The sequence below is a fragment of the Paenibacillus sp. J31R120 genome (assembly GCF_056269225.1).
Genome location: NZ_JBWDNN010000005.1, coordinates 66,214 through 79,889, shown reverse-complemented (window position 1 = coordinate 79,889; position 13,676 = coordinate 66,214). Strand labels below are relative to the sequence as shown.

Annotated in this window: 10 protein-coding genes and 1 riboswitch; of the genes, 7 read left to right on the top strand and 3 right to left on the bottom strand. The window is 46.9% G+C overall.

Annotated elements, in window-relative coordinates:
• Positions 1-53: 53 nt before the first annotated feature.
• The 4 genes from AC0YNW_RS18740 (at position 54) to AC0YNW_RS18725 (ending at position 5,846) form a co-directional block, all read left to right on the top strand.
• A complete protein-coding gene (locus tag AC0YNW_RS18740; protein ID WP_475833236.1) occupies positions 54-1,508 on the top strand; it encodes a spore germination protein in 1,455 nt (484 codons plus the stop codon).
• Between the two features lie 13 nt (positions 1,509-1,521).
• The gene (locus AC0YNW_RS18735; RefSeq protein WP_475833235.1) at positions 1,522-2,601 is read left to right on the top strand and encodes a GerAB/ArcD/ProY family transporter; all 1,080 of its coding nucleotides are present in this window, start codon (positions 1,522-1,524) and stop codon (positions 2,599-2,601) included.
• On the top strand, positions 2,594-3,718 hold the full coding sequence (locus AC0YNW_RS18730) for a Ger(x)C family spore germination protein (protein ID WP_475833234.1): 1,125 nt from the start codon (positions 2,594-2,596) through the stop codon (positions 3,716-3,718). The genes AC0YNW_RS18735 and AC0YNW_RS18730 overlap by 8 nt, the downstream gene beginning before the upstream one ends.
• 109 nt (positions 3,719-3,827) lie before the next feature.
• Positions 3,828-5,846, top strand: a complete 2,019-nt coding sequence (locus AC0YNW_RS18725) for a methyl-accepting chemotaxis protein (protein WP_475833233.1) — start codon at positions 3,828-3,830, stop codon at positions 5,844-5,846.
• 158 nt (positions 5,847-6,004) lie between these two features.
• Here AC0YNW_RS18725 and AC0YNW_RS18720 read toward each other — a convergent pair whose 3' ends face one another.
• Both AC0YNW_RS18720 and AC0YNW_RS18715 read right to left on the bottom strand, forming a co-directional pair.
• The gene (locus AC0YNW_RS18720; RefSeq protein ID WP_475833232.1) at positions 6,005-6,997 is read right to left on the bottom strand and encodes a Gfo/Idh/MocA family protein; all 993 of its coding nucleotides are present in this window, start codon (positions 6,995-6,997) and stop codon (positions 6,005-6,007) included.
• On the bottom strand, positions 6,994-7,980 hold the full coding sequence (locus AC0YNW_RS18715; protein ID WP_475833231.1) for a Gfo/Idh/MocA family protein: 987 nt from the start codon (positions 7,978-7,980) through the stop codon (positions 6,994-6,996). Before AC0YNW_RS18715 ends, AC0YNW_RS18720 begins: the two co-directional genes overlap by 4 nt.
• A 132-nt stretch (positions 7,981-8,112) precedes the next feature.
• Between AC0YNW_RS18715 and AC0YNW_RS18710 the strand changes: the two genes are divergently transcribed.
• The 3 genes from AC0YNW_RS18710 to AC0YNW_RS18700 all read left to right on the top strand — a co-directional run bounded on the left by AC0YNW_RS18710 (position 8,113) and on the right by AC0YNW_RS18700 (position 11,244).
• Positions 8,113-8,997 (top strand): helix-turn-helix domain-containing protein, encoded by an 885-nt coding sequence (locus tag AC0YNW_RS18710; RefSeq protein WP_475833230.1) that lies wholly within the window; start codon positions 8,113-8,115, stop codon positions 8,995-8,997.
• A gap of 204 nt (positions 8,998-9,201) precedes the next feature.
• Positions 9,202-9,347, top strand: a riboswitch (cyclic di-AMP (ydaO/yuaA leader).
• A 99-nt stretch (positions 9,348-9,446) separates the two neighbouring features.
• Complete coding sequence (locus tag AC0YNW_RS18705) at positions 9,447-10,109, top strand: potassium channel family protein (protein WP_387476072.1); 663 nt, start codon at positions 9,447-9,449, stop codon at positions 10,107-10,109.
• A gap of 241 nt (positions 10,110-10,350) precedes the next feature.
• The gene (locus tag AC0YNW_RS18700) at positions 10,351-11,244 is read left to right on the top strand and encodes an IS1595 family transposase (RefSeq protein ID WP_475833229.1); all 894 of its coding nucleotides are present in this window, start codon (positions 10,351-10,353) and stop codon (positions 11,242-11,244) included.
• Between the two features lie 914 nt (positions 11,245-12,158).
• Here AC0YNW_RS18700 and nagZ read toward each other — a convergent pair.
• Positions 12,159-13,457: a beta-N-acetylhexosaminidase gene (gene nagZ, locus AC0YNW_RS18695; RefSeq protein WP_475833228.1), complete on the bottom strand. Its 1,299-nt coding sequence runs from the start codon at positions 13,455-13,457 to the stop codon at positions 12,159-12,161.
• Positions 13,458-13,676 lie beyond the last annotated feature (219 nt).

Genomic DNA, 13,676 nt, shown 5'->3' with positions numbered 1-13,676 from the left:
GGAGCTGAAATGGCGAATAGTATGATCATCCCTGATGAAGGAGCGAGAAGATCATGAAGCGCAATGAATCTGATGAGCAGCACCAGGATCAATCGGAGCCTTCCTCGCTCCCAACCCTGCAGCATGTATTGGACAACTTTTCGGATTGCTGCGATCTTACTCATCGAACCATTCCAGAGATCGGTGTAGATTTGGTGTATTTCGGGTATTTGCTGGGCAGCGAGGAGTTTACCAGGGATGTCATTATTCCACTGAACAAAGTTAATTCTGATGAAGTGAAGACGCTATTTGAACGCTCCCAGTTTCATTTAACCACCGATTCCAAAACCGTAATAAAAGGGATATTGGAGGGGAAGGTTTCTCTTTTTCATGAAGACGATGTATATCTGATTAATATGTACAGACCTGAATCAAGGTCGATATCCCAGTCAGAGACGGAAACGGTGATCAATGGCCCGCATGATTCCTTCGTGGAATCGGCGAGTCAAAATTTATCGCTCATCCGAAGAAGAGTAAGAAGCTCGCACTTGAAAGTCATCAAGCTTCAGGTCGGTGAAGTGACCAAGTCCGATGTGTATATCTTGTATATTGACGGCATAGCGAATATGGAAAACGTCAATGAGCTGGTTCATCGCATAAAAAACATCGAGATCGATGCTGTACACGATGGCAATATGCTTATTCAATATATCGACGATTTTCCCAATTCGATCTTTCCTCTATTCCCAACAACGGAACGTACGGATGCCGCTGTATCCAAGCTGGTCGGCGGCAGAATACTGGGTGTACTGGACGGAAGTCCGTCTGTCTTCTCGGCGCCGGCTTCCTTCTTCGAATTTTTTTCGTCTCCCGACGACTATTATCAGCGCTGGGCGCTGGGCTCTGCCATTCGTATTTTAAGGCTCATTGCCTTTCTGATCACGGTTACGTTTACCGCTATGTATGTATCAGTAACGACTTTTCATTATGAGATGATCCCTGAGGATTTGTTAATTACGATTACGGAATCCAGGGCGCGGGTGCCCTTCCCGCCACTGTACGAAGCTTTGCTCATGGAGGTTACGATCGAGCTGCTTAGGGAAGCGGGAGCCAGGCTGCCGACGAAGATCGGGCAAACCATTGGTATCGTAGGCGGTATCGTGATCGGGCAAGCAGCAGTCCAGGCAGGCCTGACCAGCAATATTTTAATTATTGCGGTCGCTTCCTCCGCGATTGCTTCATTCGTTATCCCGAGTTATGTGATGAGCGCATCGATTCGTCTCATCCGCTTTGGATTAATTATTTTAGCGGGAATGATGGGGAATTTGGGGCTTATGATGGGGTTTGCCCTGATCATCATTCATTTATCGGGACTGACAAGCCTCAATACGTCGTATGTTACCCCGGTTGCTCCGTTTAAGCCGAAGGATTGGCGTGACGTGTTTATTCGCGCTCCATTCTGGGCGCTGAAGGAACGACCTTCGCAATCGGCTTCTCCAAACAAGGTGAAAAATAGAATCAGAAAGTAAGTGAGGGAAAAAAGTGAAGGAGAAACTGTTTCCTTTTCATATCGCATTGCTAATCTACATGATTCAATCCGGGGTTGTCATATTTAGCATTCCGCGCTTGCTGGCTCAGAGCTTTGGCTACAATGGCTGGGCCTCTGTCATCATTTTTTTAGGTATTTCCTCATTTGCGATCTATCTCATTTCACGAGTATATCGTTTGGGCCAAGGAAGATCCATATTTGAAATTCTCGAGCAAGCGATCCCCAAGTTTATACTGTATCCAATCTATATCTTCCTGGTAGCGTTATGGTCGCTTCTAGGCTGTATGGTCGCCAAGCAATATGTCATTATTTTTCAAATGATTGCTTTTCCTTCGACCCATCCCATGTTTTTCAAAGCTTTGATTGATATTTTATCTTTCATATTAGTGGTTGGCGGCGTATATACGATTGCCAAAGCTTCAACAAGCTTTTTTTGGATGATCATATGGATGACGCTCCTGTTGTTTTTTTACTTCGAGGATTTTGAGTGGGCAAGGCTTACCACCTTTTTCTTTCGGGGCGATACGGACATGGTCATGGGGAGTCTTGACATTTACACTGCTTTTTTGGGGTTCGAGCTTGCCTTGTTGTTATTTCCGTATGTAGAGAAAAAAGGGAAGTTCATGAAAGCCGTTTATGCAGGAAACATCATCACATCATTGACCTATCTTTTTTTCTCCTTCATTTGTTTCGGTTTTTACAGCTTCGGACAATTAACGAAAATGAAGTATCCGCTTCTGGAATTGCTTTCATTTATTCGGTTGCCATTCGTTGAACGAATTGAAAACTTGTTGTTTGGGTTCTTTTTGTTCCCTGCTTTAATCACCATTGTGATGTACATGTGGGCAGCTGTGGAGGTTGCGAAACGAATGGTTCCAAAGGTAAACGCTAAATGGCATGCGGTCGTCATATTCGGACTTCTTTACGCCGTGTCCTGGATACCGGATGTTATTGGAGAAGTGGAGCAATGGCTGCAATATCTCAGCTATGTGGAAATATCGGTTACATTCGTTTTGCCGCTTTTGTTGATTGTCGTGTTATTGGCGAAAAAGGGAGCGATGAACCGTGAATAAGTTAATAATGGTTCTCGCTGCCATATTCATGGCTGTCTTGCTTAGCGGCTGTGGTGATCAACGCATCATTGAGAGGCTTGGCTTTCTCCATACAGCAAGCTTTGATTTGATCCCGGCGGAGAATGAGCATGCGAAGGATCAATTACTGTTTTCAGTTACTTATCCGATTATTGATGCTCAATTAAGGAAGGTCAGATATGAAGTTTTTAGCGCGGTAGCAAAGACAGGCAAGGAAGCTAAAATGAAGATCGCTAGGAAAAGTGAATTGAGATTGGTTAGTGGACAGATGCGCAGTACGTTATACGGATTAAGCTTGTCGAGGAAAGGGCTGTGGAGCTATATCGATACGTTGGTAAGAGATCCTGCGATCTCTCAACGTATTAAGATCACCGTAGTGAACGGCAACGCCAGCGAGCTATTGCAAAAGAAATTTCCTTCGCATCCCTCAACGGGTCAGTATATCGATCGGATGCTTGAGAAGGAAGCGCGCTCCAATAACGTCCCGGAAATTACTCTGTACGAATTTACAAGGGATTACTTTGACGATGGAATTGATGCAATTGCTCCCGTCATTAAGGATGTGGGAGAGGATGTTGCCATTGATGGCATTGCATTATTCGACGGAGATCAGTACAAGACCAAGCTGGATGCCGATCAAGCGATTTACTTCGCCTTTCTAAGGGACTCCTTTAAGCGTGGAGAAATAAGCATTGATTTGGGGGAAGTCGGATTAGGGGGAGAGTATGTCTTCAGCACTTTGAGCAACAAAAGAAAGGTGAGTGTATCTCAGGGCAGTTCGGACACTTATGAAGTGGAGATAGCTGTTCAAATTAGAGGTTCGGTTCTGGAATATACCGGAGATTTTAAGCTCAGCGATCAGAATGAAAGAGGGAAGCTGGAAAAGCTGGTATCACAGCACATTAGCCGTAAGCTTGATGCGATCATCAAAAAAATGCAAAAAAATAATGTGGACAGCATTGGAATCGGCAAGCATGTACGCAACAGCATGAGTTTTGCGGATTGGTCAAAGCTGGACTGGGATCTTGTATATCCTCAAGTTCAAATCAGGCCGACCGTCGAAGTTACGATAAAAGACTACGGCAAGTTCGAGAGATAATCGGTTCAGGGCACTTTGAAAATGTTCATGAATTTGTGTCGAATTATTTATTATTTTGTCGAAATTCTCCGATGAATGAAGTATGAATGGCATCATTGGGGGGACTTGAATGAAGATTTCTAATTGGAAATGGATGAAGAGTTTGAGGGGTTCGGTTCGTTTCAAATTTATTGTTTTGTTGTTGTGCTTAACCGTTATTCCGGTTTTGATCGTCGCCTGGATATTAACAAGCTTGTTTACCGACATCGTAGAGAAGGATCTCAAGCAGCAGCAAATCATTGTAGCTACATCAAATGCGACAGCGCTTAACGATTTTCTGGTGAGTAATGTATCAGCTGTGGAAGGCATGGTGGATGCCTATAAGGAGCAATTTCTACAAGGTGATGAACGAAACGTAGTTCCCTTGCTCCAGTCCATGAAGGCGATGAATCCTGACGTTAGTTCCTATTCGTATGCTTCGGCGTCGGGAATGTCTATCAGCGATAAGAAGGAAGCATTGGATTTATCAAAGTTTGACAACTTTATCCGGATAAAAGAAGAGAAGAATGTAGGCATTTCGGACATTATTCATGACGGGATTACCGACGAAAACATCATTATTATCGACGTGCCGATCATTGACGATCAGCAGCAATTCCGCGGTTTGGTTCAAATGATCGTCAATCCGAGCCACATCCTGGACAACCTTAACCGCAATAAAATGAGCGATTCCAGCTATTCGTATGTCCTGGCTAAGGACGGCACTTATTTGGCCCATCCTTCCGAAGAGAAAATTGGCAAGGATTTCAGGGAACATGCTGACGAGGCCAAAATCAAGATTTACACGGAACAGGTTCTTACTCGGGCAACCGGTACTGTCTCCTATACAGAGCTTGACGGATTCAATAAGCTGGCTTCATATGCTGCGATTGAGATGACGGGGTGGCGAGTCATCGTATCGGGTGATGAGGAGGAGCTTCTGACCAGCGTAAATGAGGCGATGAATACAGGAATTATTGTCATTATTATTTGCTCGCTGGTTGTAGCGGTCATCTCCTATATCGTAGCTGGCTTCATTCTGCGTCCGATATTTGCGATGTCCAAGCTGATGACGAAAGTAGCAGCGGGTGATCTAACCGAAAGGCTGCAGGTTAATGGTGAAGACGAGCTCGCTCAGCTAAGGGCGAATATGAACGAAATGCTGAATTCCTTCAAGATGACGCTGGTGAAGCTGACGGAAGCTATAGAGCATACTGCGGTTTCGACTGAGCAATTGACAGCCATATCGGTTGATTCGGCTACAGCAGCAGAGCAGATGGCAGTAGCAGTCGAACGGGTTGCCACAGGGGCCAAATCACAGCATCATGGGTCGGAGCAATCCGCCGTAGCGATGGAAGAGATGGCAATCGGCATTCAGAAGATTGCCGAGTCTTCCGGGGTCGTAAGCGAGCATGCCATGATGATGCATGACGATGTGATGGCTGGCGATCGTGTTGTACAACTGGCTGTCGGCCAAATTAAGCAGGCGAGCGGCGCTGTTGGCCGATCGGCTGAGATGGTGCGGGAGCTGGAAGCGAAGACGGCGGAGATTAACGGAATTGTAGGCTACATTTCGGAGATTGCGAGTCAGACGAATTTGCTCGCGCTTAATGCTTCAATCGAAGCTGCGCGCGCAGGCGAGCATGGCAGAGGATTTGCTGTCGTTGCCGGGGAAGTGAAGAAGCTGGCTGTACAGACGACCGAGGCGACAGTATCCATCGGCTCAATCTTGCATGAGATTCAGAGGTCGACGGCATCAACGTCAACCGCCATTGCAGAAGGCATCGGCGAGGTTCATAAGAGCGTGGACCAATTCGATCAGGTTGGGCAGGCCTTCGAAAGTATTATGACAACAGTGAATGGCGTTTCCGCTCAAATCCAGGAGGTATCCGCGGCGACGGAGGAGTTGTCCGCCAGCACGGAGGAAGTGTCCGCATCCATGCAGGAGATTGTTGGCATTTCTGAACATGCTCTACAAGAGCTGGACGGGATCTCGGAGGATACGAATCGGCAGCGTGATTCTATGAAGGAAATATCCGCGTCATCGGAATCTCTTAGCCGAATGGCTACTGAGCTCCAAGAGCTTGTTGCTTTATTCAAATTGAAGTAATATCATCAGGCTGGTATAGTTTCGACAGATATCTTAGTTGTGCTTATGAAAAAAGGGACCTCAAGCCCGCCGACATGTGGGCTTTGAGGTCCTTTTGCACTTATATGAGGATGTTTCTGCTCGGAGCGTACACGTAATGGTTACGGTCCGTAATAGGTTTAGGAGTGCAGCTTAACGGGCTGGCCTTCTTGAATCGATTGGTAGCCTGCAAGAGCAACAGCAGCGGAACGCATGCCGTCAACTCCTGTTATCGGAACCTGTTGACCGCTGCGGATGGCTTCGACGAAGGAACGAATCAGATATAGATCCATATTATCCCCCCAATAATTCCATTGGCCAAGTCCGTCTTGCTGGCTGTATACTTCATTCACTTGAGCCAAGGAATCAACGGATAATACCCCTTTAGTACCGATAATCTCCATGGTGACGTCTCCCCATGTCGGGAATGGAGGCTTGCGGGACCAGCTTGTATCGACAACTCCGAATGCGCCATTGTCGAATTTCACATGGATCATCCCGGCATCGTCTACCTCAAGCTGCTCATTGAACAAAGTGGCGGCATATGCGTACACTTCAGTTGGTTCGGAGCCGGTGAACCAGCGCATGAGATCCATAACATGCACTGTATGGTCGAGCAGGGCGCCTCCCCCGGACAAGCTGCGATCAACGAACCAGCCGGATGGAGCAGTGCCGCGATTCGTTCCTTTGATCGCCACGATCTCTCCGATCTCGCCACGTTCTACTGCCTGCTTGGCTTCTACGACCGCTGCAAGATAGCGACAAGGAAATGCTGTCATGAGCTGGACATGGTTGTCCTTGCAGACTTCAAGCATTTGACTCATCTCATCGATTGATATGCCGAGCGGCTTCTCGCACAGCACATGGACGCCTTTGCCCGCGGCAGCGATTACAATCTCGGCATGCAGCGCGTTTTCAGAGCAGACGACAACTGCATCTAGCGGCTGCTCCAACAGCGCAAGGTAGTCATTATAGTAGGTTATGTTATGCTTGGCTGTTGCCTCCGCCACTCTTTCGGCTACGGGATCCGCAATGCCAACGATATCAACTTCTTGGATGGACAGCAAAGCATCCAGATAAGAAAAGGCATGCTCATGGGCAAAGCTGATCATACCAACCTTTAGGTTGCTCATTTCGCGTGGCCTCCTTTCAAATAAACGGCTTTGCCAGTAACCGCGCTCTCTCTGGCGTATAGGGCCAACTCAAGCGCTTTGTAGGCATCTGCTGCCGTAACGATCGACTCGCTCCCATCTTCAATACAGCGAATAAAGTGCTCTAATTGCAGCTCATACGGGTTTCTGTGTCCTGGGCTGCCCGGTATGACGACGGCTCCAGTCGTATCGCTGCTTGTCCCCTGCTTGACGATTTGGATGGAGCTGCTTTTCAGGCTATTGGCCCGAACGATACCGGTGCTGCCGGCGATTTCAGCTTTCGTATGGAACGGCCCTGGATAACCCCAATTGGCTTCCACATTTGCAATCGTACCGTTTTCGAAGCGTAAAGTGACCAGAGCATAATCGAGTCCCTCTTGTTTCGCGTTCAGGGCGTATATGCTTTCGACCTCGCCGAAGCAGGAGCGCAGGAAGTCCAGATCATGGATCATCAGATCAACGATGACGCCCCCGCTTAAGCCTTCATCCGCAAACCAGTTGCCCGGATGCCCGCCGATCCGGCTGGTATGAGCGACCGCAGGACGCCCCAGCTTTCCGCTGTCCAGCGTTTGTTTGAGATTGTTGTAATCAGGGAAGAAGCGAACAACATGTCCAACAAACAGACGGACGCCGTTCTCTTCACAGACCGTCATCATCTCCCGTGCGTCTTCCAGTGAAAGGGCGATAGGTTTTTCGCAAATAATATGCTTTCTTGCTTTCGCAGCTTTAAGCGTATATTCTTTGTGTAAATAGGTAGGCAGCGCGATGCTTACCGCTTCAAAATCCGCATTTGCCAGCATGTCGTCGAACGAGTAATATGCGGTTGCTCCTGTCTGCCCAGCCAATGTATCGGCCAATTGACGATTTGCATCGCAAACACCTGTTAATTGAACGTTTGCAAGACTGGCGTATATACCGGCATGAATAGCACCCATGCCTCCGCAACCTAGGACTGCCACTTTCATAGAGGGTCACCTTCCTTTATTCGTGGTTAGCTTTGTACTAATCATACAAGGGAGTAGCTGCAGCCGTATATGCAATAATTTAATGGTTTTATATCCATTTTCAACATTTTAACATTCGGGAGAGAGATAGCCTTGGATATTATAAAAGAGCCTATACATTACCAGAATCAGCAGCTATGCCTGAAAGTATGGACATTTTTTCTTGAAGGCTTCGCTGGCGCAGAGCTGCCTAGCTGGCACTATCATAAGGAAGTAGAGTTTATTCTCGTATTAGACGGAATTCATGAGATGCATACCTTAGACAGAACCTATCGCCTGGAGCAGGGCGATGTGATGGTGATTGGCTCCAATCAGCTTCATCGAGCAGTAGGTCATGCAGGGCACGAAGTAGAATATATTGTACTTCACGTCGATCTGGAGCCGTACTTCGATCCGGCGACGATTAACTATTTAAGCTGTTTCATGGAGGTGCTTCAGCCGCTTGACGGACTGAATGATCTGTTCGCGTCCAACCCAGATGCAAGGGAGGAGGTGGGCCGTGCGATCTTCAGCATTCATGAGGAAGTCATGGCCAGACGTCATGGCTACGAGGTAGCGGTCAGCATGCATATCAAAGCGCTGATGCTTGCCATGCTAAGGCATGACGCAAACGGCATATTATCACCGGGCGGAAAGCTGGACGCTCACGTACTGAAGCCTGTCATTGCCTTTATAGATGAGCGACTGGGCGAAAAGATACATATGTCTGAACTGAGCGCTTTAGCCGGAATGAGCTATGTCTATTTTTCCAAGTATTTCAAAACGCATATGGGACTGCCGTTTACCGAGTATGTCAATCGGCGACGTATTGCTAAGGCTACGCGCCTGCTTGCCCTGACCGACCGAAAAATAACGGACATCGCACATTCCGTAGGACTGGAGAATATGGCGCATTTTTATGAATTGTTCAAACGCTTCAACGGCTGTACGCCAAAGCAGTTTAAACTGAAAATGACGTTGTCAGCAGAACCGGAATAGATTCTTCCCCTTATTTCCAACTAGCGCAGGAGGAGATGGTCTAGTTGAGAAAAGCATCAATAAACGCATATAATTCGCGATCGGCTGATAGCGCAATGCATGTAAGCGCTTCTATCGGGATTTTTAAGCTTTTTCCGCCGAAACATGTCTGGAATGCGCTTTTACAAAACATTCGGAAAGGAGTAGCATTAGGCTCATAAATGAATATGCGTAACGCTCAATGGTCCGTTAAGACCAGCGGGGGAACCAAAGCGATCGTAATGGGTCGCAGGGGTGAATCCATGTTATGGTAGGGAGCTCTCGACTTCCGAATCCGTCAGCTAACCTCGTAAGCGTTGTTCGGGAGATAAGTGCGCGCGCTTGTGTTCGTCATGACCACAGAGAGCTTGTTTCTCTGTGGTTTTTGCTGTGTCCAATCAACAATGAATAGTAGAAGAGAGGCTCGTCAGATGGGAAAACAATTTGTAGTCATTGGGTTAGGGAGATTCGGGGGAAGTGTGACGCGAACATTGCTATCGCTTGGCTACGAAGTTATGGGAATCGACAAGGATGAGAAGAGAGTACAGGAATACGCGCCTATCTTGTCCCATGTCTATCAAGCAGATTCGACTGATGATCAGGTCATGCGGGAGCTCGGTGTGCGCAATCTGGATCATGCGATTGTAGCCATAGGCGAAAACCTTCAGTCCAGTATATTAACTACATTGATTCTGAAGGATATTGGCGTCAAATTCGTAACAGCCAAGGCAACAAGCGATTATCATCAGCGGGTGCTTGAAGGCGTCGGTGCGGACCATATCGTTCACCCGGAGCGCGATACAGGAGTGCGGGTAGCCCATCAGGTCACCTCCAAAAACATGATTGAATACTTGGAGTTATCCCCCCAACATAGTCTCGTCGAAATGATTGCCCCGCCAATCTTCTGCGGCAAAACATTAAAAACATTGGACTTCAGAGCCAAATTCGGCTGCAGCGTCATGGCCATACGCAGAAAAGACAATGACTTGGTTGTATCTCCGCACGCGGACGATCGTATATTTGAAGGCGACATGTTAGTTATCATCGGCAAAAACAGCGATATTACAAGGTTCGAGCGGACATTCGCAGACTAAGTGTGAAGTCTGGATGCTTGCAGAAGGACAGTATACTTTTTGCCCGATAACATGTACGTATACAGAAATCATTCAGTACCCCCTTTCTGAGGGTGTTCTTCTTTGGAAAAGGGCTCACTCTCCCATCTGCTCAGGAACAGGTATATAAGATAAAACCATCTATCCAACTCTTGTAAAAGGTTGGGTATTTTGTTATACTAAAAACAGAACATATGTTCTTTTTTTGGGGGGGGTGAGTGATGTGGGAATATTATTAGCTTGGCAAGAGTTTAATGCACAATATCGGAGGGATGAGGATTTTCTTCCTCTTCTTGAACGTTTGAAGTGGCCATCAGGCTTTAAGTGCTATTGTTGTGGACATCGCTCTGCATATAAGATCGTTACGAGAAGTCTGCCTCTTTATGAATGCACGAAGTGCAAATATCAGCAGTCGCTAACCTCCCATACCATTTTACATAAAAGTCGCACTTCTATACGGAAGTGGTTGTTTGTTATGTATTTAGTTGGAAAGTTCGAGCATAGCGTTAATGCCGTGCAATTATCTGCGCTTCTGGACATTACCTATAAGACGGCTTGGCGCATGTTGAATAAAATTCGTTCCGTATTGTCCATGGAGTCGCAGCAAATATGGGGCGAATATATAGAAGTTAAACATGAGATTTTTAATCAGCAGGCTCTTTTATCCGATGACAGGTTACAGAAGGAGAGGTCTGTCGCAATCATTAAGTCGGTAAAACGAGACGAGAATAATTGCAGTAGCAGCTTTTTTACATTTCAATTATTGAGCAGGCGCAAGCAGGCTAGGGAAGACCTCGAGCATTCCGAACAAGCCGAGATATTAATTCGATTAAACCTAGGCGGGCATGACAGCCTGGAGATGAATCCGAGGTTTCAGCAGTTTCAAAAACGAAATACTGCAGGAGATTTAGTCAATTCTGGCAAGCGTACTTGCCACCCGTTATCCGTGATTGCCAGTAATGCGTTTAGTTGGATGAAGGACAAGTTTCACGGAATCGGGGATAAGTATGCCCAGCAGTACATGGACGAATATTGCTTAAGGCTGAACGCCTCCACTGGCGCTATTAAATGCGCATTTGAACACACAGCAAGCCTATCACTGCAAATGAAGCATTGATTGTACTGCAACGAAGACGCATTAGCTTTCAAACCTATGAGCTATTTGAGTTTGAGTATGTATCAATATCTGCTTGACTTTGCCTAACTTTGCTTGACTTTGCCTAACTGTGTTTGAACTTGTCTAAACCCATGTAAAAGCCGTGTACCCCCATAATGCGTAACCCGTATCGTATTACTCATCACGCGAACCCTATAACACGTACCCCATCCCGTGAATCAATAACCCAAAACACGTAGCCCATCACGTGTAACTTTTAACGCGAGTCCCATCATGCGAGCCCCTTAATGCGTAACCCGTAATGTATGTCTCGTAACGCGTACCTCATCCCTCATCCCGTGAATCAATAACCCATAATACGTATGTAGCCCATAACATGTAACCCATCACGCGAGCCCTATCACGCATAACTTTTAACGCGAATCCCATCATACGAGCCCCTTAACGCTTAATACGTAGTGTATGACTCATAACGCATCACGTGAATCAATAACCCATAACCCGTACGTAGCCTATCACGTGTAACTTTTAACGCGAATCCCATCATACGAGTTCCTTAACGGTTAACACGTAGTGTATGACTCATCTCGCGAATCCAATCCCGTGAATCAATAACCCAAAACACGTAGCCCATAACGTGTAATCCATCACGCGAATCAATAACCCATAACCCATAACTGATAACCCATAACCGATAACCCGTAGCCCTTATAAGTCTTACAATCTTACTCTCTAAATTATTTTGTTTTTGCCCTGAGTTGATGGGATAGTGAGCAGGTTTGGGAAAGTGAAGGGTCTTGGAGAGATCTTTATTTTGTTGAGAGGTCGGTCTTTGGTTTGAATTTCGTTTAGAAGGAACTCGAAATATAGTTTGTTGCGATTGATAGGAAAAGGAAATAAAAAAGCCCGGGCCATTATGGCCGGGCTTGTAGTGCGTTATTGATGACTTCGTTGACAGCGGAGACGTCTATATCAGGAGTTGACTCGTCGGAGAGCTTGTACTTTTGCTTCAGGCTAAGCACACGATAGACGCTTTCGTCCAGCCGTTCCTCACTTATCTCACCGGAGTGAACAGCTTGTCTAAGGGCATCCAGAGCTTCGATTCGCAGCTTCTCTTCATGGCTTACGAGCACGATGTCTGCGCCCGCCTGGACGGCGGTTACGGATGCGTCCCCGATTTTGTTGCCGTTCAGCAAGCCGCCCATTGTCATATCATCCGTTATCACGACGCCCTCATATCCCAGCTTCTCACGCAGCAAGTCGTTGATTACAGCCTCGGATATAGAAGCAGGGTGTTTAGTGTCCAGATCCATCATGAGCAGATGCGCGACCATGATGGCGTCAACCTCCTGTTCAATGGCCTCTTTGAAAGGAATGAGCTCGAATTTCTCCAGCTCCTCGAGCGACTTATGAACGAGAGGCAAATCATAATGCGAGTCTACGGATGTATCGCCATGTCCCGGAAAATGCTTGACGACCGCAGCTACGCCTTCCGATGTGATGCCGTCCAGTGCTTCCAGGCCATGTGCTGTTACTTTGTCTGGTGTCGAGCCGTAGGAGCGGTCGCCGATGACTGGGTTTTTAGGGTTGCTGTTAATGTCCAGGACAGGAGCAAAATCTAGATTGAAGCCCAGCGCCTTTAGCTCGGTGCCCAGCGCCTTTCCGATTCCGTTCGTATACGGCAAGTTGTTGGCTGCCGCCACATGGCCCGCAGCCGGGATTTTTACGAATTCGGAAGACATACGGCTCACTCTGCCGCCTTCCTGATCGACGCTAAGCCATAGCGGAATGTCGTTGCTGGTATTGGTCTGTTTCAAATCGTTCAAAAGCGCCAGCGTCTGCTGTGCGTTTTTGATGTTGTCTTTGAATAAGATGAATCCGCCGACTTTATAGTCCTGGATCATCTTTTGGGTGAAGCCGTTCATTTCGGTTCCATCTAAGCCGACGATGACGAGCTGTCCGATTTTTTCATCCAAGCTCATGTGCTTCATCTGCTCCTGAATCATATCCAGTTGCGGATCAGGAGTAGGTGTTGCTGACGTCTCGTTAGAAGGATCAGGTTTTGGGCTTTCTGTATGGATAGGCGAGCTTGAGTTTGTCTGCTCCGGGGTAGGATCTATGCTGTTCGAACCCTGGTTGGATGAACCGCAGCCAGCTAGCAGCAAGGCTGGAAGCAACATGAGAACAAACCATTTGTAAGCTGATTTTCGCATTTGTAACACACCTCATTTTGCAGGAATACCCCTTATTGTACGTGCTGGAGAGGGTGAAGGTCAAACGGCATACACTCTCCGGCATGCTTGCCGTATAGAATATGTATACGACTTTGCTTGCGTAGTATATACAATCGTATAGACGATTGAAACTTCATTGAAACCCTATGTATGAATAGGGTATGCATCATTCTGGATGAAGTTTTGTCGTGGTAATGC